The 21764-nt window shown below is 69.9% G+C and carries 18 protein-coding genes; 11 read left to right on the top strand and 7 right to left on the bottom strand.

The window, feature by feature from the left end; translation table 11 throughout:
* Positions 1 to 105: 105 nt before the first annotated feature.
* Positions 106 to 1605: a glycerol kinase GlpK gene (gene glpK / locus ABNT58_RS22535; RefSeq protein WP_348755643.1), complete on the top strand. Its 1500-nt coding sequence runs from the start codon at positions 106 to 108 to the stop codon at positions 1603 to 1605.
* Positions 1606 to 1621: 16 nt separating this feature from the next.
* Here glpK and ABNT58_RS22530 read toward each other — a convergent pair whose 3' ends face one another.
* From ABNT58_RS22530 to ABNT58_RS22505, 6 genes are all read right to left on the bottom strand, one after another.
* Positions 1622 to 3163 (bottom strand): pitrilysin family protein, encoded by a 1542-nt coding sequence (locus ABNT58_RS22530; RefSeq protein WP_348755642.1) that lies wholly within the window; start codon positions 3161 to 3163, stop codon positions 1622 to 1624.
* Positions 3160 to 4701 (bottom strand): pitrilysin family protein, encoded by a 1542-nt coding sequence (locus ABNT58_RS22525; RefSeq protein ID WP_348755641.1) that lies wholly within the window; start codon positions 4699 to 4701, stop codon positions 3160 to 3162. Before ABNT58_RS22525 ends, ABNT58_RS22530 begins: the two co-directional genes overlap by 4 nt.
* 55 nt (positions 4702 to 4756) lie before the next feature.
* Positions 4757 to 5320 carry an NAD(P)H-dependent oxidoreductase gene (locus ABNT58_RS22520; protein WP_348755640.1) on the bottom strand — a complete coding sequence of 188 codons (564 nt, stop codon included), beginning with the start codon at positions 5318 to 5320 and terminating at the stop codon, positions 4757 to 4759.
* 49 nt (positions 5321 to 5369) lie between these two features.
* Positions 5370 to 6743: a PEP-CTERM-box response regulator transcription factor gene (gene prsR / locus ABNT58_RS22515; protein WP_348755639.1), complete on the bottom strand. Its 1374-nt coding sequence runs from the start codon at positions 6741 to 6743 to the stop codon at positions 5370 to 5372.
* Positions 6740 to 8827, bottom strand: coding sequence for an XrtA/PEP-CTERM system histidine kinase PrsK (gene prsK, locus ABNT58_RS22510; RefSeq protein WP_348755638.1), 2088 nt, complete (start codon positions 8825 to 8827; stop codon positions 6740 to 6742). The genes prsR and prsK overlap by 4 nt, the downstream gene beginning before the upstream one ends.
* Before the next feature lie 80 nt (positions 8828 to 8907).
* Positions 8908 to 10284, bottom strand: coding sequence for a TIGR03013 family XrtA/PEP-CTERM system glycosyltransferase (locus tag ABNT58_RS22505; RefSeq protein WP_348755637.1), 1377 nt, complete (start codon positions 10282 to 10284; stop codon positions 8908 to 8910).
* A gap of 303 nt (positions 10285 to 10587) precedes the next feature.
* Here ABNT58_RS22505 and ABNT58_RS22500 point away from each other — a divergent pair, with 303 nt between their 5' ends.
* From ABNT58_RS22500 to ABNT58_RS22470, 7 genes are all read left to right on the top strand, one after another.
* Positions 10588 to 11334, top strand: coding sequence for a hypothetical protein (locus ABNT58_RS22500; RefSeq protein ID WP_348755636.1), 747 nt, complete (start codon positions 10588 to 10590; stop codon positions 11332 to 11334).
* Between the two features lie 81 nt (positions 11335 to 11415).
* Positions 11416 to 12378 carry an intradiol ring-cleavage dioxygenase gene (locus ABNT58_RS22495; protein WP_348755635.1) on the top strand — a complete coding sequence of 321 codons (963 nt, stop codon included), beginning with the start codon at positions 11416 to 11418 and terminating at the stop codon, positions 12376 to 12378.
* 40 nt (positions 12379 to 12418) lie between these two features.
* Positions 12419 to 13120: a response regulator transcription factor gene (locus ABNT58_RS22490; protein WP_348755634.1), complete on the top strand. Its 702-nt coding sequence runs from the start codon at positions 12419 to 12421 to the stop codon at positions 13118 to 13120.
* A complete protein-coding gene (locus tag ABNT58_RS22485) occupies positions 13117 to 14280 on the top strand; it encodes an ATP-binding protein (protein WP_348755633.1) in 1164 nt (387 codons plus the stop codon). The genes ABNT58_RS22490 and ABNT58_RS22485 overlap by 4 nt, the downstream gene beginning before the upstream one ends.
* A gap of 37 nt (positions 14281 to 14317) precedes the next feature.
* On the top strand, positions 14318 to 16510 hold the full coding sequence (locus tag ABNT58_RS22480) for a TonB-dependent receptor (protein WP_348755632.1): 2193 nt from the start codon (positions 14318 to 14320) through the stop codon (positions 16508 to 16510).
* 9 nt (positions 16511 to 16519) lie between these two features.
* On the top strand, positions 16520 to 17665 hold the full coding sequence (locus ABNT58_RS22475; protein ID WP_348755631.1) for a PepSY domain-containing protein: 1146 nt from the start codon (positions 16520 to 16522) through the stop codon (positions 17663 to 17665).
* Positions 17662 to 17820: a hypothetical protein gene (locus ABNT58_RS22470; RefSeq protein ID WP_348755630.1), complete on the top strand. Its 159-nt coding sequence runs from the start codon at positions 17662 to 17664 to the stop codon at positions 17818 to 17820. The genes ABNT58_RS22475 and ABNT58_RS22470 overlap by 4 nt, the downstream gene beginning before the upstream one ends.
* Positions 17821 to 17825: 5 nt before the next feature.
* Here ABNT58_RS22470 and ABNT58_RS22465 read toward each other — a convergent pair whose 3' ends face one another.
* Positions 17826 to 19124 carry an aminotransferase class I/II-fold pyridoxal phosphate-dependent enzyme gene (locus ABNT58_RS22465; protein WP_348755629.1) on the bottom strand — a complete coding sequence of 433 codons (1299 nt, stop codon included), beginning with the start codon at positions 19122 to 19124 and terminating at the stop codon, positions 17826 to 17828.
* A gap of 132 nt (positions 19125 to 19256) precedes the next feature.
* On the opposite strand from ABNT58_RS22465, the gene ABNT58_RS22460 reads away from it, so the two are divergent.
* The 3 genes from ABNT58_RS22460 to ABNT58_RS22450 form a co-directional block, all read left to right on the top strand.
* Positions 19257 to 20156, top strand: coding sequence for a TauD/TfdA family dioxygenase (locus ABNT58_RS22460; protein ID WP_348755628.1), 900 nt, complete (start codon positions 19257 to 19259; stop codon positions 20154 to 20156).
* 11 nt (positions 20157 to 20167) lie between these two features.
* Positions 20168 to 21172: an ABC transporter substrate-binding protein gene (locus tag ABNT58_RS22455; RefSeq protein ID WP_348755627.1), complete on the top strand. Its 1005-nt coding sequence runs from the start codon at positions 20168 to 20170 to the stop codon at positions 21170 to 21172.
* Position 21173: 1 nt separating this feature from the next.
* Positions 21174 to 21764: ATP-binding cassette domain-containing protein (locus ABNT58_RS22450; protein WP_348755626.1), on the top strand; the 591-nt coding region annotated here is incomplete at its 3' end.

Raw genomic sequence — 21764 nt, 5'->3', positions numbered from 1 at the left:
GGCGCGCGATGCGCTGGGCCTGTTCCCCGGTACGCCGCTCAAGGCCGCGCTGCTCGAGGCGGTCGACTTCGCAATCGATCGCGCCCACTAGGCTCTCACCGCGCGATGGCTGCCCAGCACGTTCTCGCCATAGATCAGGGCACGACCAGCACCCGCGCCATCGTCTTCGATGCGGGCGGCCGTCCGGTCGCCTCGGCGCAGAAGGAACTGCCGCAGATCTTCCCCAGGCCCGGCTGGGTCGAACACGATCCCGAGGAGATCTGGGCGGCGACGGTCGAGGTCTGCCGGGGCGCCCTGGCCAAGGCGAAGCTCGACGCCAAGGCGCTGGCCGGCATCGGCATCACCAACCAGCGCGAGACCACGCTGCTGTGGAACCGCCGCACCGGCGAGCCCATCCACAACGCCATCGTCTGGCAGGACCGCCGAGCCGAGCCCCTGTGCGCCGAGCTGCGCGACGCCGGCATGGGCGAGCGGGTGCAGCGCAGCACCGGCCTGGTGATCGACGCGTATTTCTCGGCCACCAAGCTGCGCTGGCTTTTCGACCAGGTGCCCGGCGCGCGTGAAGCCGCCGACCGCGGCGAGCTGGCCTTCGGCACCGTGGACAGCTGGCTGCTGTGGCAGCTCACCCGTGGCCAGGTGCATGCCACCGACGTGAGCAATGCCTCGCGCACCATGCTGTTCGACATCCGCCGCAACCAGTGGGACGAAGAGCTGCTGCAGCTGCTGAAGATCCCGGCCAGCGTGCTGCCCGAGGTGCACCCTTCCAGCCACGTGTACGGCGTGGCCGATGCCGAATTCCTGGGCGGCGAGGTGCCGATCGCCGGCATCGCGGGCGACCAGCAGAGCGCCCTGTTCGGCCAGGCGTGCTTTCGGCCCGGGCTGGCCAAGAACACCTACGGCACCGGCTGCTTCATGTTGATGCCCACCGGCCCACGCTTCGAGACCTCGGCCAACGGCCTGCTGACCACCGCCGCCGCGCAGGTGGACGGCACGCCGCAGTTCGCCTTCGAGGGCGGCGTGTTCATCGGCGGCGCGGTGGTGCAGTGGCTGCGCGACGGCCTGCGCGCCATCGAAAGCAGCGCCCAGGTGCAGGCCCTGGCCGAGAGCGTGCCCGACGCCGGCGGCGTGGTGTTCGTGCCCGCCTTCACCGGCCTGGGCGCGCCCTACTGGGACGCCGACGCCCGCGGCGCCATCGTCGGCGTGACGCGTGGCACCACCGTGGCCCACATCGCGCGGGCGGCGCTGGAGAGCATCGCCTTTCAAAGCGCGGCGCTGCTGCAGGCCATGAGCCGCGACGCGGTGGCTGCCGGCGGCGCGCCGGTGAGCGAGCTGCGGGTGGACGGCGGCGCCTGCGTCAACGACCTGCTGATGCAGTTCCAGGCCGACCTGCTGGGCGTGCCGGTGGTGCGCCCGCAGGTGATCGAGACCACCGCGCTGGGCGCCGCCTACCTGGCCGGTCTGGCCACTGGCGTGTTCGGCAGCCTGGACGAGCTGAGCGAGCAATGGCAGGTGCAGCGCCGCTTCCTGCCCACGATGCCGCGCGCCCGCGCCCAGGCCTTGATGGAAGGCTGGGAGCACGCGGTGCGGCAGGCCACCGCGAAGTAGCCCGCCTGCCGCGCCTTCAGGGCCGGCGCGGCAGCAGCGCGCCGCTGCCGAAGTCGAGCTCGCTGGCCTTCAGCCGCAGCGCCGTCGGGTCGGCCTTGGCCAACTGCTCAAAGGCTTCGGGCGCGGCGCTGAAGTCGCCCACCACCACCGTGCGCAGCGCGCCTTCGGTCCAGCGCCGGCCGGCAAAGGCCTGCACCTGGGCCGGCGTCACCGCCAGGATCTCGTCGACGAAGCGGTTCAGCTCCGACAGCGGCCGGCCGGTGGCCCAGCGCGCGGTGATCAACGAGGCGATGCCGGCATTGGTGTCCAGCCGGCGCGCGAAGCTGCCCACCAGCGTGGCCTGGCGCGCGGCCAGTTCGTCCGCCGTGGGTGGGTTGCCGGCCAGGCCCAGCACCTGCTCACGCAGCAGCTGCGCCACCTGGGCCACGTTGCGGTGGTCGGTCTGCGCGCTGGCGTCCCACACGCCGCCTTCGGGCTGCTGCTCGACGCCGGTGCCCACGCCGTAGCTCAGGCCGCGCTTGATGCGCACCTCCTGGTTCAGCCGCGCCGAGTAGCCGCCGCCCAGCACCGCATTGGCCACCTGGGCGATGCGCCACTCGGGCACGTCCTGCGGCGCCAACGAGCTGTACGGCGCCATCACCAGCACGCTGCTCTGGCCCACGCCGGGCAGGTCCACCAGCACCGTGCGCGGCGCCAGCGGTGCCGGCTGGCCGTCGCGGCGTTCCAGCGGCGCGATGCGGCTGGCGCGCCAATCGCCGAAGTGCTGGCGCGCCAGCGCCCGGCCACGCTCGGGCGTCAGGTCGCCGGCCAGTACCAGCAGCGTCTGGTCGGGGCGGAAGCCCTGGCGGTGCAGGGCCACCAGATCGTCGCGCTGCAGGCGGCCCAGCGTCTCGGCGGTGGTCACGCTGCCATAGGCGCTGGTGCCCCAGTACAGCCGGCGCGCCACCCGGCTGGCGATGCTGCCGGGGTTGCTGTCGCTGACGCGCAGGTTGTCGATGGCCTGCACCCGCAGCCGCTCCAGCTCGTCGGCGGCCAGCGTGGGCTGGCGCAGCACGTCACTCATCAGGGACAAGGCGGCGTCCAGCCGCGGCGTGGTCACCGTCATGCCCAGGCTGGTGGAGCGCCAGCCGCTGCCGGCGTCGAGCGAGCCACCCAGGGCCTCGGCCTCGCGCGCGATCTCCGGCGCGCTCACCGCGCGGCCGTTGCGGCGGGCGCCTTGCGTCAGCAGGCCTGCCAGCATGTCGGCGCGGCCGGCGCGGTCCAGCGGATCGGTCTCGCTGCCCACACGCACCAGCAGCCAGGCACTGACCAGCGGCAGCCCCTGGCGAGGCGCCACCACCACGTTCAGGCCGTTGGGCAGCCGGCTTTCATGCAGCGGCGGCACGGTGACGGGCCGCGGCGCGCCGGCGGGCGGCGGGCGGCTGAAGTCGTCGGCATCGGTGGCGGTGCCCAGGCCGGCAGGGGCGCTGGCGGGGTTGGCGGGCTGGGCCCCGGCTGCAGAGGTGGCCAGCAAGGCCAGGGCGGGCAAGGCGCCCGCGAGCTCACGGCGGCGCATCATGGGCGGCTCCCGGTGGGGGTGGTGGCAGGTGGGGGTGTGGCTGCGCCACTGGCAGGCGAGGCTGCGCTGGCGGGCTGCGCGCCAGCGGCCGGGCCGGCGGCGGCGGGCGAGGCGTCGCCGCCGGTGCCCGCCGCGCCGTCCGGCGCCTGCACATAGCTCAGCGTCACCCGGTGCGCTTCCAGCACATGGCGGCGCAGCACGCGCTGCACGTCGGCCGCGCGCACCGCCTGCAGCCGCTGCAGCTGCTGCTCGGCCTGGCGCGCGTCGCCGTACTGGATCACGGCCCAGCCGGCGGCGGCGGCGCGGCCGTTGGGCGTCTGCCGCTCCATCAGCGCGGCGGTGAGCAGCTGGGTGCGCACCTTGTCGAACTCCGCATCGCGGATCGGGCCGCGCGCCAGCGACTCGATCTCGCGCATCAGCGCCTTTTCCAGCGCGGGCAGTTGCTGCTCGGCGGGCTGCCCGCCCACCGCGATGGCATAGGCCACCAGCATGCCGGCATCGGCATTCAGGTGGGTCTGGAAGCCGGCGGCCTGGGCCACGCGGTCGCGGTAGACCAGCGCCTGGTTCATGCGGGACGACTCGCCGCCGGCCAGCAGGGCCGAGGCGACGTCCAGCGCGGCGGCATCTTCGTCACGCGCGGCGGGGCCCTTCCAGATGAGCGCCACCGCCGGCAGCGGCACCCGCGGCGCCTGCAGCGTGGCGCGCAGGTCGGCCTGGCGCGGCGGCTCCTGCACCGTCACGCGCGGAATGGGCATCGCGGGTCGGGCGATGCGGCCGAAATACCGGTCCACCGCGGCGTCGAAGCGGGCTTCGTCCAGGTCGCCGGCCACGATCAGCACCGCGTTGTCGGGCCGGTAGTAGGTGCTGTGGAAGGCGCGCACGTCGTCCAGCGTGGCGGCGTTGAGGTCGTCGATGCTGCCCACCACCGGCCGGCGGTAGGGGTGGCGCTCGAAGGCATAGCCGGGCAGCGCATTGAACAGGCGACCGTAGGGGCTGGCCAGCACCCGCTGGCGCAGCTCTTCCTGCACCACGGCGCGCTCGCTGTCGAAGCTGGGCTGGTCCACCTCCAGGTTGGACATGCGCTCGGCCTCGGCCCACAGCAGCCGTTCCAGGTGGTTGGAAGGCACTTCGCTTTGGTAGGCGGTGGTGTCTTCGGCGGTGAAGGCATTGTTCTGGCCGCCCACGTCCTCGGTCAGCCGGTCGAAGGTCTCCGACGGCATGTGACGCGTGCGCTTGAACATCATGTGCTCGAACAGGTGCGCAAAGCCCGAGCGGCCGGCCGGATCGTCCTTGCCGCCCACGCGGTACCAGACCTGCACGCTGACGGTGGCGGTGCTGCGGTCGGGCAGTGCGATGACTTGCAGGCCGTTGGCCAGCGTGCGCTGGCGCAGGCCAAGCGGTGGCAGGCTGACGCTGCCGCGGACAGGCGCCGCAACGGCTGCGGCAGCCTGGGCGGGCGGAGCCAGCCAGGGCAAGCTGGTGGCAGCAGCCAGGCCGGCCAGCGTCTGGCGGCGGGTAAGCGGAAGAAGGTGCTTCATGCGGGCCATGCTAGCCCGCACACTTTGGGCGACCGTTAAGCCGCCCGACGACCCTTCAAGCCGCCTTGGCGTTGCGCTCGATCCACTGCGCGAAGGCGCCCATGAACTTCTCGAGGAAGGCCTGGGTGTCGGGCTTCTTGATGCCGCCTTGTTCGTCGAACAGCTCGCCGGCACCGCCGATGTAGGCCTCGGGCTGCTGCAGCACCGGCACGTCCAGGAAGGTGAGCATCTGCCGCAGGTGGTGGTTGGCGCCGAAGCCGCCGATGCCGCCCGGCGACAGCGTGACCACCGCACCCGGCTTGCCCGCCCAGGCGCTTTGGCCATAGGGGCGCGAGCCATGGTCGATCGCGTTCTTCAGCGCGCCAGGCACCGAGCGGTTGTATTCCGGCGTGACGAACAGCAGCGCGTCGGCGGCCTTGATCTGCTGCTTGAAGTCGGTGACGACCGCCGGCGGGTTCGCCTCGTCGTCCTGGTTGTACAGCGGCAGCGCGCCGATCTCGACGATCTTGAGCTGCAGGCCGGCCGGCGCCAGGCCAGCGAGGGCCAGCGCCAGCTTGCGGTTGAGCGATGCCTTGCGCAGGCTGCCGACGATGACGGCGACGTTGCGGTTCTGGGCCATGGGTACTCCTGGACGACAGTGTGGGGACTGCCGTTGTACCGCAAGGCTCCTAGACTTTTTCGACGCGGATGTTCAAGCGGCTGATCAGGTCGTACAGCGTGGGCCGGCTCACGCCCAGCAGCTCCGAGGCCTTCTGGATGTTGCCGTTGGACCGCGCCAGCGCGGCCAGGATGGTCTCGCGCTCGGCCGTCTCGCGGGCCACACGCAGGTCGAGCGAGGTGTCGCCCGCGTCAGACGGCGGCGCCGCCTCGGGCAGGCCCAGGTCTTCGCAGGTGATGCGGTCGCCCTCGGCCATGATGGTCGCGCGCTTGATCACACTCACCAGCTCGCGCACGTTGCCGGGCCAGGCATGGGCCTCGATGGCGCGCAGCGCGTCTTCGGTGAAGCGCATGGCGCTGCGCTGCTCCTGCGAAAAGCGCTTGAGGAAGGCATGGGCCAGCAGCGCCGCATCGCCCGCGCGGCTGCGCAGCGGCGGGATGTTGACCACGATCTCGGCCAGCCGGTAGTACAGGTCTTCACGGAAGCGCTGCTCGCCAATCAGCGCCTTCAGGTCCTGGTGGGTGGCGCACACCACGCGCACGTCCACCGGGATGGAGCTGCGGGCGCCGATGCGCTCGATGGTGCGCTCCTGCAAAAAGCGCAGCAGCTTGGCCTGCAGCGAGTGCGGCAGGTCGCCGATCTCGTCGAACATCAGCGTGCCGCCGTGCGCCGTCTCGATGCGGCCGGGCGTGGTCTTCACCGCGCCGGTGAAGGCGCCCTTCTCGTAGCCGAAGAGTTCGCTTTCCAGCAGGTTCTCGGGGATGGCCGCGCAGTTGATGGCCACGAACTTGCCGCTGCGGCGCGAAGCCTGGTGCAGCGCCTGGGCCAGCACCTCCTTGCCGGTGCCGCTTTCGCCCAGCAGCATCACGCTGGCGTTGCTGGGCGCCACCTTTTCCACCATGCGGCAGATCTTCAGCATCTCGGGGTCGCGGGTGGTCACGCCCTGCGTCAGCTCGGTGCCGCGCAGCTCGCGCAGGCGCTGGTTCTCCGACTGCAGCTCATGCAGGCGCAGGGCCCGCTCCACCGTCAGGTTGAGCAGCTCCACGTCGAAGGGCTTGGCCAGGAAGTCGTAGGCGCCCAGCTCCACCGCACGCAGCGCATTGGCGCGGTCGTTCTGGCCGGTGAGCACGATGACCTTCACGCCGGGGTCCAGGTCGAGCAGCTTTTCCAGCAGCGCAAAGCCTTCGGACACCGAGTCCTTGTCGGGCGGCAGGCCCAGGTCCATGGTGACCACCGGCGGCGTGCAGCGGCGGAACTGCACCAGCGCGCTTTCGCGGTCGGCAGCCGTGACCGACTCGAACCGGTCGAGTGACCACTTGATCTGCTTTTGCAGCGCCAGGTCGTCCTCGACGATCAGCAGCTGGGGCGACTTGGGGGTACTCATGGCGCGCTCATCAGGTCGGCTTCGTGGGGCATCTTCGCATCATGCAGGGGCAGCAGGATGGTCATCGTGGTGCCACGGCCCACCTCGCTGCGCACCTCGATGCGGCCGCCCAGCTCTTTCACGTACTGGTGGCTTTCATAGGCGCCGATGCCCATGCCCGCCGCCTTGGTGGTGCTGAAGGGCTTGAACAGCCGGGTGTGGATGAACTCGGGGCTCATGCCCTGGCCGGTGTCGCTCACCACCACCCGGGCCATGTCGCCGGCGCGGTCCAGCGCAATGGCCACCTGGCCTTCGGGCGGCGTGGCGTCCAGTGCGTTCTGCACCACATGGCCCAGCACCCGGGCCAGCCGCTCTTCCTGCCCGCGCACTGACAGGCCGCGCTGGCTGTGCAGCTCCACGCTGCGGCCGCGGGCGGCGGCCATCTCGCGCGTTTGCTCGGCGATGGCGGCCAGGTCGACGCCGCACACCACACCCAGCGGTTTGTCTCCTTCGCGCAACTGTTCCATCAGCGCCTGCATCTTCTCGAGCGAGTTCTCGACCGTCAGCAGCATGTCCTGCTGGAACTCCGGGTTGTGCCGAAGCCGTTTGGCGTTCTGCATCATCAGCGACAGCTGGGTGATGATGTTTTTCAGGTCGTGCACCACGAAGGCCGACATGCGGTGGAAGGCGTCGAATTTCTGCGCCTCCAGCAGCGCCTCGGTGGCGCGGGCCTGGGCCAGGAAACTGGCGGCCTGGCGGCTGGCGGTTTTCAGCAGGTCGCGCACTTCCCAGGTGACGCTGGCCGCGTGCGCGGGACGTTTGAGCACCACAAAACCCAGCAGCTCCGACGCACCGACGAACAGCGGTATCACCAGCCAGAAATTGGGGTGGCCGGTGAGCCAGGTCGGCACCACCAGCCCGTTGTAATGGCGGGGCTTGGCGCGGTATTCGTCCAGGTCGATGATCCAGCCGGTATCGCCCAAGAACTTGCATAAGGGGTCGCCGGCCGATTCCAGGGTATTCATCGGCGGAACGTTCCAGCGGGCGCTGAGCACGTAGTCGGGCGAGCCGGCGGCCGCCATCCACAGCGCGCCACCCGGGCACTGCAGCATGTCGGCCAGACCCTGTACAGCCCGCGCGCCCATGTCCTGCGAGCCGGTATCGCCCGACAGCCGCGCGGTGAACCGCAACCATTCGGCCCGGTAGTCGTAGCGGTAAGCAAAGAAATTCTTGGCCACGAACACCCGCAGCCGTGCGCGCACGCTGCCAGAAATCAGCAGCACCGCCAGCAGCAGCAGCGCCACGAAAACCAGGGTCAGTTGCAGCGCCCGACCCCAATCGCCGCTGAAATACTGGACAAAATAACCCACCGCCGCCACGAACAGCAGGTAGCCGCCCACGAACATCAGGGTGGCGGTATGAAACACCACCGCGCGCGACATCTGCGCGCTGGCGCGCCAGTCAGCATGGCGCCGGGTGGCGATGAACAGCAGCGGCACCGCCACCGCATGCACCAGGCCGCGTGCGGCCAGACCCACCCCGTCCAGCGTGCCGAACAGGAAGGCCAGCGAAAACAGGTAAATGTCGAAGACGAACACAAACCCCAGGCCCAGGCACAGCGGTTTGATGTTCCAGTGGAATTCGCGCGGCGTGCGGCGGTACAGCTGCTCCAGCAGCACGATGCCGAACACCGGCAGCATCAGCCGGGCCAGAAAGACCGCCCGGCCGCTTTGTTCCGCCTCTGACTTCAGCAACAGCTCAGGCAGGCCCGCCGCGGCGGCCAGGAGCACGATGGCCGCGCCGGCCATCTTCAACGCCGACCAGCGCCCGCCCGCCGGCTGCAACACCCGCAGCAGGTAGGCGAAGACACAGGCGTATCGGGCACTGTCCAACAGGCCGCTGACGCCTTCGGCCAGCGGGCTTTGCGTCAGCTGGGCCACGAAACCGCCCAGCGCCCACGCGGCGGTGGCGGCCATGGCCAGCACGAACAGGCGATGCACGCCAGGGTGCTCCACGAACAGGCGGCCGGCGCTGCGCAGGCTGAGCGCGAACGCCGCATACGCCAGAACGGTGAAGCCCCACCCGTAGACAGCGAAGTCGAGCAAAGGCGTTGAATCCATGAAGAAGACAAAAGGCCGCCCACAGGCGGCCCGATGTGGACACGGCGACTGGACGACTGCCCAGCTTAGCGCGCGCCCTTGCCGGTGAGCACCACGGCCACGGTTTCGAACAGGATCAGCAGATCCAGGAACAGGGTGTGGTTCTTCACGTAGTACAGGTCGTACTGCAGCTTTTCCTGCGAATCTTCCACCGTGGCGCCGTAGTGGTAGCGCACCTGGGCCCAACCGGTGACGCCGGGCTTGATGCTGTGGCGCACCGCGTAGTACGGAATTTCCTGCGTCAGGCGCTCGACGAAGAAGGGGCGCTCGGGGCGCGGGCCCACGATGCTCATTTCACCCTTGAACACGTTGATGAGCTGGGGCAGCTCGTCGATGCGCAGCTTGCGGATGACGCGGCCCACGGCCGTCACGCGGTCGTCGGCGGCGGTGGCCCAGCGCGGCTTGCCGTCTTTTTCAGCGTCGTTGCGCATGCTGCGGAATTTGACGACGTTGAAGTTCTGGCCATTCAAACCCACGCGCTGCTGGCGGTAGAACACCGGGCCGGGGCTTTCCAGCTTGATCAGCAGCATGGTCACCAGCATCACCGGCGCCGACACCACCAGCAGCACCGAGGCAGACACAATGTCGAACAGCCGCTTGACCGCCGTGCGGAAAAAGCCCTGATCAAAACCATCGCCGAAAATCAGCCAGCCGGCGTTGACGTAATCCAGGCGCAGCTTGCCCAGCGTTTTTTCAAAATGGGTGGAAATGTCGGACACGCGAATGCCCTGGATCTTGCAATCGAGCAGGTCGCGCAGCGGCATGTTGCCGCCGCGGCGCTCGGTCACCGCCACCACGATTTCACTCACGCCGGCGCGCAGGGCGGTTTCTGCCAGCGACTGGCCGCTGAGGATCTGCGAGGCCAGCACGGCCACCTGCTGTTCATGCGGCGCCGGGAAGAAGCCCACCACCTCGGCCGAAGGATCTGAGCTGTTCAGGGTTTCGCCCACCAGCTTGGCGGCCGGGCCTGAGCCCAGCACCAGGATGCGCGAGCGCGCACGACCCACGCTGGCGTGCGCGGCATACACACGGTGAACCAGCACCGCCGCCACCGCCAGCACCGCCGCCACCGGCAGGATGCGCGAGCCGGCGCCTTGTTCAGGCAACACCGAGAAAATGGCGTAGGCCAGCGGCAGCGCAAACAGTGCCGCCAGGCCGGCGCGCGCCAGGGTTTCGGTGAATGAGCGGTTGTGCGCCTGCTGGTAAAACCCGGAAGCGATGTTGATGACGAACGTGCAAGTGGCCACCGAGAAACCGTGGGTGGCCGTCATCGACAGCAGGAAATCCGAATGTTGCCGGCCCAGGGCCACGGCAGCCAGCACCGCAGAAACGATCAGGCCGTAATCGAACAGAACCTGAAAGATGAGGCGCCGGTGAATATAGTGATTGAAGATCCTAACCACAGAACACCTCTTGACTTCTGTTTGACAGCTGCTTCACCGCTTCGGGTTGAAGCACTCCATCCCATGCTGTGTGTGGGCGGCTTGTACCGCCGCATGTGGTGCCGCCGAGCCGCCGTACCGGCGCGCCCTTGACCGCAACCGGTTGTAGCAGTGTGCACTGCGGGTAACCACCCCCCAACAGGGTGCCCATTTTTTGCCGCTCGATGATGCGAGTGTGACTCCGGCGACACAACGCCGCGGCGCTGGCCACTGCTGCGCTGTGCGCAATCCGGCACGGAAGTCGCCGACGATAAGCTTGGCGTGATGGGCGCACACCACCTTTCCCGGCAGCACCTCAGCCGACTGCGGCAGATGTGGCGCTCGGCCGGCTGGCCATGCCAAGACCTGCTGGAGGCCGAATTGTTGGCCGGTGGCTGGCTGGAGCGGCTGCGCGACGGCCATGGCCGCGAAACGCTGCGTGTAACAGACGCGGGTGTCAGCGCCATTGCAGCCTCGGTGCAGGTCAATCGCGGCGCGCGCGATGCGCACGAGGCCCTGGTGGCCCAGGTGGCCACCGCCATGCAGCGCGCCGGCCGGCTCACCTGGCGCCGGCTGAGCCTGCGGGCCCGGGTGGGCGAGGCATGGGTGATGTCGCAACCTGACGTGTTCTCGATCCGCCAGACCACGGTGGAGGCCTATGCCGAGCCGGTGGTGCACGAGATCAAGGTGCGGCGGGCCGACCTGCTGAGCGACCTGCGCCAGCCGGCCAAGGGCGCGGCTTACCTGGCCACCGCCTGCCAGTGCTGGTACGTGCTGCGCGAAGGCATCGGCGAGCCCGACGAAGTGCCGGCCGCCTTCGGCGTGTTGATGGCGCGCGGCGAGGCGCTGGATGTGGCTCGCACCGCGCCGCATCGACCCATGGTGGTGCCCTTTGCCACCTGGATGGCCCTGGCCCGCAGCCATGCCGACGCCCGCGCCGACAGCGACGACCATGAAAGCCAGGCCTGGCTGGGCGCCGAGCCTGGGCCGGAAGCCGCGCCTGATGTGCCCCGTGTGTCCGGGCCGACATGAACTGGCGATAACGCCGACAAGCGCGCCGTCTCCAATGCCGCGTCATGGGGCCCGACCGGCCCGGCCACCGGCAGCAACTTCATGAAACGCCTGACCTCACACCGTTCGACCAGCCGCCAGTCCGCCACCAGCGGCACGCCGCACCAGCACGCCCCGCACCACGATGACCACGGCGGCCTGGCCGCCGACCTGCCGCGGCTGCTGGCAACGATGCCGTCGCGGCGCGGCGTCATCACCCTGCTGGCGGGCGCGGGCACGGGGCTGCTGTTCGGCTGCGGCGGTGGCAGCGACGCTGCTTCCAGCAGCAGCAGCACTTCCACAGGCACCACCGGCACCACCACCACCACCACGACCACCGGCACCTCGGGCAGCACCAGCAGCACCAGCACCGTCAGCAGCTGCACGGTGATTCCCGAAGAAACCGCCGGCCCCTACCCGGGCGACGGCTCCAACACCAGCAACGGCAGCGTGGCCAACGCGCTGGCGCTCAGCGGCATCGTGCGCAGCGACATCCGCAGCAGCATCGGTGGCGCCAGCGGCGTGGCGGCCGGCGTCCCGCTGACGGTGAAGCTGCAGGTGGTCAACACCAACGGCAGCTGCGCCGACCTGGCGGGCTATGCGGTGTACCTGTGGCACTGCACCCGCGACGGGCTGTATTCGATGTACTCCAGCGGCGTGACGGCCGAGAACTACCTGCGCGGTGTGCAGCCCACCGACAGCGACGGCATCGCCACCTTCACCACCATCTTCCCGGGTTGCTACGCGGGCCGCGTGCCGCATATCCACTTCGAGGTGTACCGCAGCACCAGCACGGCCACCTCGTTCTCCAACAAGCTCAAGACTTCACAGCTGGCCTTCCCGACCGACGTGTGCAACACCGTCTACGCCACCAGCGGCTACAGCGCCAGCGTGCGCAACTTTGCCAGCGTCAGCTTCAGCACCGACGGCATCTTCAGCGATGGCGTGAGCACCCAGCTGGCCACCGTCACCGGCAACGTGACCGACGGCTACGTGGCCACGCTGGTGGTGGGCATCAGCGTCTGACGACGTGGGTGACACTTCCTCCCGGGAGGAGGTCACCGACATGCTGCGTTGCCTGGTCGTCGACGACGACACCGAGATCCGCGCCACGGTGCGCGACTACCTGCGCGGTTTCGGCATGCAGGTGGAAGACGCCGCCGACGGCGCCGCGATGCGCCGCCAAATGGCTGCACAGGCCTTCGACGTGGTGGTGCTGGATGTGATGCTGCCCGACGAGAGCGGGCTGGACCTATGCCGCTGGGTGCAGCAGCACTCGGGCACGCCGGTGATCATGCTCACCGCCCATGGCGACCCGGCCAGCCGGGTGCTGGGGCTGGAGATCGGCGCCGACGACTACCTGGGCAAGCCCTTCGAGCCGCGCGAGCTGGTGGCGCGCATCCACGCAGTGACGCGGCGCCTGCGCAAGGGCGAGCGGGGGGCCGATGCCACGGCCCGGCCGCTGCGCTTCGCGGGCTGGCAACTCGACCGCCTGCGCCGGCAGCTGCTGTCGCCGCAGCAGGTGGTGGTGTCGCTGTCCAACGCCGAATACCGGCTGCTCAATGCCTTCGTCGAACGGCCCGGCCGGGTGCTCAGCCGCGATACGCTGATCGACCTGACCCGTGCCGCGGGCGTGGAGGTGAACGACCGCAGCATCGACCTGGGTGTGTCGCGCCTGCGGCAGAAGCTGGGCGATACCTCGCGGCAGCCGGTGCTCATCCGCACCGTGCGCGGCGAAGGCTACCTGTTCGACGCGGAGGTGGCGTGAAGGCCTGGCTGCGCCGCTGGTGGGCCGACACGCTGTTCAAGCGCCTCTTCGTGCTGTTGTGGGCGGCCCTGGTGGTCAGCCACCTGGCGGCCTTCATCGTGGCCACCGGCTGGCCTTCGGGGCCCCGGGTGCCGCATGCCGCGGCAGGCGCCCTGCCCGATCTGCCGACCCTGCCCTCGCTGCCGCCCCTGCCGCCGCCGGCGGATGGGCCGCACGCCGGACCCGGGCCGCGCCCGCCGCACGCCGCGCCGTTGCTGCCGCCGCACGCCACGGGCGAGCCTGGCCGCCGCGACTACCGCAACGTGCTGCTGCTGGACTATGCGGTGCGGCTGCTGCTCATCGGCCTGTGCGCCTGGTGGGGTGCGCGCTGGCTGTCGGCGCCGGTGCGGCGGCTGGTGGCGGCTTCGCGCCAGCTGGGCGCGGCGGTCGGCCGGCCGGGTGCCCAGTTGCCCAAGCTGGACGAAGCCCGCGGCACGGTGGAAGTGCGCGAGGCGGCCCATGTGTTCAACGAGATGGCGCAGCAGCTGGACGAATCGTTCCGCCACCGCGGACTGTTGATGGCCGCCATCTCGCACGACCTGCGCACGCCGCTCACCCGCATCCGCCTGCGGCTGGAAGCGCTGGGCCCCGACGACGACCGCGTGCGCCGCTGCGTGGCCGACGTGGCCGAGATGGACACGCTGCTGGAAGACGCGCTGGCGCTGTTCCGCGGCCTGGGCACGCCCGAGCCCACCCAGGCCACCGACATCACCGCGCTGGTGCAGGCGCTGTGCGACGACGCGGCCGAGCTGGGCCAGCCGGTGCAATTCAGCGGCGAGCCGGCCACCGCGCCCGCGCAGCCGGTGGCGCTGCGCCGGGTGGTGGGCAACCTGCTGTCCAACGCGGTGCGCTATGGCGGGCAGGCGCAGGTGGCGGTGCGGCGGCAAGGGCCGCAGGTGGTGATCACCATCGACGACGCCGGACCGGGCATTCCGCAGGCGGCGCTGCAGGCGGTGTTCGAGCCTTTCCACCGGCTGGAGTCTTCCCGCAACCGGGCCTCGGGCGGCAGCGGGCTGGGCCTGTACATCGCCCGCGACCTGGCGCAGCGGCAAGGCGCCACCGTGGGCCTGAGCAACCGGCCGGAAGGCGGATTGCGGGCGGAGGTGAGACTGCCAGCATAATGCGAATCAATCTTGTTTGCGATTTGCTGGAGCTGTTGTGCAGTCTGTTCCACCCGCCTTCTCCGCCCTGGCCCGGGCCGCCCTGCTGACCCTGGGCGCCGCCGCAGCCGCGCCCGCCGCCCTGGCGCAGGCCGCCCCCGACACACCGCCGGTGCAGCAGGTGTTCATCAACGCCAGCGCCGATGCCTCGGCCGAAGGCCTGAAGGCGCCCTATGCCGGCCGCCAGGTGGCACGCGGCGGCCGCGTGGGCCTGCTGGGCAACCAGGACCTGATGGACACGCCCTTCAGCCAGACCAGCTACACCCAGGACCTGATCCAGAACCAGCAGGCCGCCAGCATCGGCGACGTGCTGCGCAACGACCCGACGGTGCGGGTGGCGCGCGGCTTCGGCAACTACCAGCAGCTGTACCTGATCCGCGGCTTTCCGGTGTATTCCGATGACATGGCCTACAACGGCCTGTACGGCCTGCTGCCGCGCCAGTACCTGGCGGCCGAGCTGATCGAGCGGGTGGAGGTGCTGCGCGGCGCCAACAGCTTCGTCAACGGGGCAGCGCCCACCGGCAACGGCGGCGGGCTGGGTGGTGCCATCAACGTGATGCCCAAGCGCGCCCCCAATGAGGCGGTGAACCAGGTGACGGTGGGCGTGGAAAGCGGCGGCCAGGGCTACCTGGCGGCCGACGTGGCGCGGCGCTTCGGCCCCGACAAGAGCACCGGCCTGCGCCTGACGGCAGTGCGCCGCGACGGCGACACCGCGGTCGACCACGAGCAGCGCGAGCTGGGCCTGCTGGGCGTGGGCCTGGACTGGCGCAGCCGCAGCGTGCGGGTGTCGGCCGACATCGGCTACCAGGACCAGCAGCTGCGCGGCACCCGCCCCAGCGTGACGCCGGGCAGCTACATCCCCGCCGCACCCGATGCCGACAGCAACCCCGGCCAGCCCTGGACGGTGTCGAACGAACGCGACACCTTCGGCACCCTGCGCGCCGAGTTCGACCTGGCGCCGCAGACCACCGCCTGGCTGGCCGCTGGCGCGCGCCGCGGCAAGGAGTTCAACGACCTGGCCGGCGTGACGGTGACGGGCGATGGTGGCGCCACCAGCGTCTCGCGCTTTGCCAACGTGCGGCGCGACGACATCGCCACCGGCGAGCTGGGCCTGCGCCACAGCCTGACCACCGGCAGCGTGAAGCACCAGCTGGTGGCCGCCGCGGCGCTGTACACCTCGAAGGAACGCAACGCCTACGTGTTCTACGGCCCCAATGCGGCCAGCAACCTGTACGACCCGGTGACGGTGACCCCGCCGACCACGCCCAGCTTCACCGGCGGCACGCTGGACGATCCGCTGGTGGTCAGCCGCATCCGCACCCGCAGCCTGGCGCTGGCCGACACGCTCTCGTTCGCCGACGACAGCATCAAGCTGACGCTGGGCGCGCGCCACCAGTCCATCGAGACCACCGGCTACGACTACAACACCGGCGCGCAGAACGCGCACTACGACAAGAGCAAGGTCACGCCAACGGCCGGCCTGCTGGTGAAGTTGTCCAAGCAAGTCTCGGTCTACGGCACTTATGCCGAGGGCCTGGTCAAGGGCGACGAAGCCTCGGGCAGCTACCTCGACGGCAACGGCAACTCGCAGCCCGTCAGCAACCAGGGCGAGGTGTTTGCGCCCTACGTCACCAAACAGGTGGAGCTGGGCGCCAAGCTGGACACCGGCCGCTTCGGCGGCACCGTGGCGCTGTTCCAGGCGCGCAAGCCGGTGGCCGGCGTGGAAGGCACCCGCTTCGTGGGCTCAGCCTACAAGCAGACCAACCGCGGCATCGAGGCCACCGTGTTCGGCGAAGCCACCCGCGGCCTGCGCCTGCTGGGTGGCGCCACCTACCTGCACACCGACGTGCAGGGCGACGACGCCGTGGGCGCGCCGAAGTGGCAGTTCAATGCCAATGCCGACTGGGACGTGCCCGGCGTGCCCGGCCTGGCCTTGACCGGCCGCGTCACCTACACCGGCAAGCAGTACGCCGATGCGGCCAACAGCCTCACCGTCAAGGCCTGGACGCGGCTGGACGTGGGCGCGCGCTACGGCCTCACGCTGGCCGGGCGCGACGTCACGCTGCGGGCCAACGTCAACAACCTGACCAACCGCGACTACTGGGCTTCGGTGGGCGGCTTCCCGGGCGCCAACTACCTGGTGCTGGGCGAGCCGCGCACCGTGGTGCTGTCGGCCAGCGTCGACTTCTAAGGGCCGGCCATGCTCAGCACCCGCGCCGTGCGCCGCTGGCAATGGGTGCACACCTGGAGCAGCCTGGTGTGCACCGTGTTCATGCTGCTGCTGTGCCTGACCGGCCTGCCGCTGATCTTTCATCACGAAATCGGCCACCTGCTGGGCACCGAGATCGAAGCCGCCGAGATGCCGGCCGACACGCCGCGCGCCAGCCTGGACGAGGTGATGCGCCTGGCCCTGCAACGCTACCCGGGCAAGCAGGGCATGTTCGTGTCGCAGGAAGAAGACGACGACCGCGTCTGGTACGTCACGCTGTGCGAGCGGCCCGACTCCAACGACAACCTCAAGCAGGTGGCGGTGGATGCACGCAGCGGCCAGGCGCTGGGCGACCCGCCGCTGGACAGCGGCTTCATGTACGTGATGCGCTCGCTGCACATCGACCTGTTCGCCGGCCTGCCCGGCATGCTGTTCCTGGGCGCGATGGGCGTGCTGCTGCTGGTGGCGCTGGTCTCGGGCACGGTGCTGTATGCGCCCTTCATGCGCAAGCTGCGCTTTGGCGAAGTGCGGCGCGACCGCAGCCCGCGGGTCAAGTGGCTGGACCTGCACAACCTGCTGGGCATCGTCACGCTGGTGTGGTTCACCGTGGTGGGCGCCACCGGCGTGATCAATGCCTGGGCCGACCTGCTGGTGAAGTACTGGCAGGCCACCGAGGTGGCGCAGATGGTGGCGCCCTACCAGGGCCAGCCGCCGCTGCAGCAGCCGGGCTCGCTGCAGGCCGCGGTGTCGGCGGCGCGCGCGCTGGCGCCCGACATGAAGGTGGCCTTCGTGGCCTTTCCGGGCACCGGCTTCAGCAGCCCGCACCACTACGGCGTGTTCCTGCGCGGCACCGATGCGGTGAGCGCCCGCCTGCTCAAGCCGGTGCTGGTGGACGCCGCCACCGGCCAGGTGACCGACAGCCGCGAGCTGCCCTGGTACCTGACGGCGCTGCTGATCTCGCAGCCGCTGCACTTCGGCGACTACGGCGGCCGGCCGATGCAGATCCTGTGGGCGGTGCTGGACCTCATCACCATCGTGGTGCTGGCCAGCGGGCTGTACCTGTGGGTGGTGCGGCGCCGGCAGGCGCCGGCGCTGGACGCCAAGTTGTCGATGCAAGCCAGCGAGGCGGCCCGATGAGGCGGCACCTGTGGCGCGTGCCCATCCTGCTGGGTGGCATCACCGCCGTCGGCCTGCTGTCGGGCCTGCTGGGCGACGGCGCCTGGGACGCCGTGGCCTGGCTGGGCCTGGGCGTGCCGGTGGCCGCAGGCCTTTGGTACGGCCTGCGGTCCTAGTCCGGTCAGACTGCTGCGAGGGCCTGATCCAGGTCGGCGATCAGATCGTCGATGTGCTCGATGCCCACCGACAGCCGCACCGTGTCTTCACCCACGCCGGTCTTGGCCAGTTCTTCGGGCGACAGCTGGCGGTGCGTGGTCGAGGCCGGGTGCGTGGCCAGCGACTTGGCATCGCCGATGTTCACCAGCCGCGTGAACAGCTGCAGCGCGTCGAGGAAGCGCGCGCCATCGGCCCGCTTGTCGCCCGAACGGCCCTTGACGCCGAAGGTGAGCAGGCCGGAAGCCTTGCCGCCCAGGTACTTGCGGGCCAGCGCATGGTCGGGGTGGTCTTCCAGGCCGGCGTAGTTCACCCAGGCCACCTTGTCGTGCCGCGTCAGGTGCTGGGCCACCGCCAGCGCATTGGCGCTGATGCGGTCCATGCGCAGCGCCAGCGTCTCGATGCCCTGCAGGATCAGGAACGAGTTGAACGGAGAGATCGCCGAGCCCATGTTGCGCAGCGGCACCACGCGCGCACGGCCGATGTAGGCGGCGGCGCCCAGCGCCTCGGTGTACACCACGCCGTGGTAGCTCACGTCGGGCTCGTTCAGTCGCTTGAAGCGCTGCTTGTGCTCGGCCCACGGGAACTTGCCCGAATCGACGATGGCACCGGCCACCGTGGTGCCGTGGCCGCCCATGTACTTGGTGAGCGAGTGCACCACGATGTCAGCGCCGTGTTCGATGGGCCGGCACAGGTAGGGGCTGGGCACGGTGTTGTCCACGATCAGCGGCACGCCGTGGCGATGCGCGATCTCGGCGATGCGGGCGATGTCGGTGACGTTGCCGGCCGGGTTGCCCAGCGACTCCACGAACACGGCCTTGGTGCGCTCGTCGATCAGCGACTCGAAGCTGGCCGGGTCGCGATGGTCGGCAAAGCGGGTGCTGATGCCGTACTGCGGCAGCGTGTGCGCGAACAGGTTGTAGGTGCCGCCATACAGCGCGGTGGAAGAGACGATGTTGTCGCCTGCCTCGGCGATGGTGAGGATGGCGTAGGTGACCGCCGCCTGGCCCGAGGCCAGCGCCAGCGCGCCGATCCCGCCCTCCAGGGCCGCGACGCGCTGCTCCAGCACGTCGGTGGTCGGGTTCATGATGCGGGTGTAGATGTTGCCCGCCACCTTCAGGTCGAACAGGTCGGCGCCGTGCTGGGCGTTGTCGAAGGCATAGGCCGCCGTCTGGTACAGCGGCACCGCCACCGACTTGGTGGTGGGGTCGGGCTTGTAGCCGGCATGCACCGACAAGGTCTCGAACCGGGGCTGACGTTCGCTCATGGGGTCTTCTCCTTCAGCTTCTTGGGTTGCGCAGCGTAACGTTGGCCGGGGGCGGCTGCATATGCGGTGAACGCGCAAGCGCATGCGCAATGCTTCGTTCGCTGTTGGATTTGCAGCACCTAGAGTGGCCGCATGTCATCCGCCACCCTCGCATCGCCTTCGACCCGCCCGGCCGCCGCCGGCCGCCTGGAGATCCGCCCGCTGGACGCGCCGCTGGGCGCCGAGGTGCTGGGCCTGGACCTGGGCCGCCCGCTGGCCGACGACGACTTTGCGCGCATCCACCGCGCCCACCTCGAGCACCATGTGCTGGTTTTCCGCGACCTGCGCATCACGCCGCAGCAGCAGGTGGACTTCAGCCGCCGCTTCGGCCCGCTGCAGATCCACGTGCTGCGGCAGTTCCAGCTGCCCGGCCACCCCGAGATCCTGGTCGTCTCGAACATCAAGGAAAACGGCCAGCCCATCGGCCTGGGTGATGCCGGCCACTACTGGCACTCCGACCTCTCGTACAAGGAGCTGCCCAGCCTGGGCTCGATGCTGCATGCGCAAGAGCTGCCCAGCGAAGGCGGCGACACGCTGTTCGCCAACCAGCACCTGGCCTGGGAGCGTCTGCCCGCCGCGCTGAAGAACGCCGTGGCCGGCCTGAAGGCCGAGCACCACTACCTGGCCAAGTACGCCGAGCTGCAGCAGCGCAACCCCTGGCGCCCCAACCTCACGCCCGAGCAGATCGCCGAGGTCCAGCCCGTGGTGCACCCGGTGGTGCGCACCCACCCGGAGAACGGCCGCAAGGCGCTTTTCGTCAGCGAGCACTTCACCACCCGCATCGTCGACGTGCCCGAGGACGAAAGCCGCGCGCTGCTGGACGAGCTGTTCCGCCTGAGCACGCTGCCCGAGCTGGTGTACCGCCACCGGTGGCAGCCGCACGACATGGTGTTCTGGGACAACCGTTCCGTCACCCACCTGGCCGCCGGCTGCCCCGACCACCTGCGCCGCCGCCTGAACCGCACCACCATCGAGGGCGACGCGCCCTTCTGACGAGCACCTCCATGTTGAAGAAACTAGTGGCCGCCACGCTGGCGGCCGGCATGACCCTGGGCGCCGCCACCGCCGCCCACGCCGAAGGCCAGATCCGCATCGCCGAGCAGTTCGGCATCGTGTACCTGCTGCTGGACGTGGCCAAGGATCAGAAGCTGATCGAGAAGCAGGGCAAGGCCCAGGGCCTGGACATCAAGGTCGACTACGTCACCCTGTCGGGCGGCGCGGCGGTGAACGACGCGCTGCTGTCCGGCTCCATCGACGTGGCCGGTGCCGGCGTAGGCCCGCTGCTCACGCTGTGGGACCGCACCCGCGGCCGCCAGAACGTGCGCGGCATTGCCTCGCTGGGCAACTTTCCGTACTACCTGGTCAGCAACAACCCGAACGTGAAGACGATTGCCGACTTCACCGACAAGGACCGCATCGCGGTGCCTGCGGTGGGCGTCTCGGTGCAGTCGCGGGTGCTGCAGCTGGCCTCGGCCAAGCTGTGGGGCGATGCGCAGTACAACAAGCTGGACAAGATCAGCGTGGCCGTGCCGCACCCCGAGGCCACCGCTGCCATCATCAAGGGCGGCACCGAGATCACCGGCCACTTCGGCAACCCGCCGTTCCAGGAACAGTCACTGGCCGGCAACCCGAACGCGCGCATCGTGCTCAAGAGCTACGACGTGCTGGGCGGCCCGGCTTCGGCCACCGTGCTGTACGGCACCGAGAAGTTCCGCGAGCAGAACCCGAAGACCTACAAGGCCTTCGTCGACGCGCTGGCCGAGGCGGCGCAGCTGATCCGCGGCAACCCCGAGCTGGCGGCCGACATCTTCATCCGCACCAACAAGTCCAACGTCGACCGCAAGCTGCTGCTGTCCATCATCAAGAACCCCGAAGTGCAGTTCAAGCTGGCGCCCGAGAACACCTATGCGCTGGCCGAGTTCATGCACCGGGTGGGCACCATCAAGAACAAGCCAGCTTCGGTGAAGGACTATTTCTTCGACGATGCCCACCTGGCCGGGGGCAGCTGAGATGACCGCGACCGCCACGCTGCGCAGCGCCACCGCGCGCGAGTTGCCGCCGGCCCTGCGTTCGCAGGAGCCGCAGGCGGCGGCCCAGCCTGCCCCGCAGGAGGCGCTGCTGCAGGTGGACGGCGTGACGCTGGAGTACGCCACGCGTGAGCGCGTGGTGCGGGCCACGCACCGCGTGAGCTTCGACGTGCACCAGGCCGACCGCTTCGTGCTGCTGGGGCCTTCGGGCTGCGGCAAGAGCACGCTGCTCAAGGCCATCGGCGGCTTCATCGCCCCGCGTGAAGGCGAGATCCGGCTCGACGGCCAGGCGGTGCACCAGCCGGGGCCCGACCGCATCGTCGTGTTCCAGGAGTTCGACCAGCTGCCGCCCTGGAAAACGGTCAAGGCCAACGTGATGTTTCCGCTGCTGGCCGCGCGCAAGCTGGGCCGCAAGGAGGCCGAAGAACGGGCGCTGGACTGCCTGGCCAAGGTGGGCCTGTCGAAGTTTGCCGATGCGTATCCGCACACGCTGTCGGGCGGCATGAAGCAGCGCGTGGCCATCGCCCGTGCGCTGGCCATGCAGCCCAAGGTGCTGCTGATGGACGAGCCGTTT

This window comes from uncultured Aquincola sp. (assembly GCF_964001545.1).
Classification (GTDB): Bacteria; Pseudomonadota; Gammaproteobacteria; order Burkholderiales; family Burkholderiaceae_C; genus Aquincola.
The sequence above is the reverse complement of the archived record's forward strand: the minus strand, read 5'-3'. Positions and strand labels throughout refer to the sequence as shown.

Bases quoted from the DNA above. Each gene is read 5' to 3' on its own strand.
- ABNT58_RS22460 (WP_348755628.1), top strand. From the start codon at position 19,257: ATGTCATCCGCCACCCTCGCATCGCCTTCGACCCGCCCGGCCGCCGCC.
- ABNT58_RS22520 (WP_348755640.1), bottom strand. From the start codon at position 5,320: ATGGCCCAGAACCGCAACGTCGCCGTCATCGTCGGCAGCCTGCGCAAG.
- ABNT58_RS22465 (WP_348755629.1), bottom strand. From the start codon at position 19,124: ATGAGCGAACGTCAGCCCCGGTTCGAGACCTTGTCGGTGCATGCCGGC.
- ABNT58_RS22525 (WP_348755641.1), bottom strand. From the start codon at position 4,701: ATGAAGCACCTTCTTCCGCTTACCCGCCGCCAGACGCTGGCCGGCCTG.
- ABNT58_RS22455 (WP_348755627.1), top strand. From the start codon at position 20,168: ATGTTGAAGAAACTAGTGGCCGCCACGCTGGCGGCCGGCATGACCCTG.
- prsR (WP_348755639.1), bottom strand. From the start codon at position 6,743: ATGAGTACCCCCAAGTCGCCCCAGCTGCTGATCGTCGAGGACGACCTG.
- ABNT58_RS22470 (WP_348755630.1), top strand. From the start codon at position 17,662: ATGAGGCGGCACCTGTGGCGCGTGCCCATCCTGCTGGGTGGCATCACC.
- glpK (WP_348755643.1), top strand. From the start codon at position 106: ATGGCTGCCCAGCACGTTCTCGCCATAGATCAGGGCACGACCAGCACC.
- ABNT58_RS22500 (WP_348755636.1), top strand. From the start codon at position 10,588: ATGGGCGCACACCACCTTTCCCGGCAGCACCTCAGCCGACTGCGGCAG.
- ABNT58_RS22495 (WP_348755635.1), top strand. From the start codon at position 11,416: ATGAAACGCCTGACCTCACACCGTTCGACCAGCCGCCAGTCCGCCACC.
- ABNT58_RS22490 (WP_348755634.1), top strand. From the start codon at position 12,419: ATGCTGCGTTGCCTGGTCGTCGACGACGACACCGAGATCCGCGCCACG.
- ABNT58_RS22475 (WP_348755631.1), top strand. From the start codon at position 16,520: ATGCTCAGCACCCGCGCCGTGCGCCGCTGGCAATGGGTGCACACCTGG.
- ABNT58_RS22530 (WP_348755642.1), bottom strand. From the start codon at position 3,163: ATGATGCGCCGCCGTGAGCTCGCGGGCGCCTTGCCCGCCCTGGCCTTG.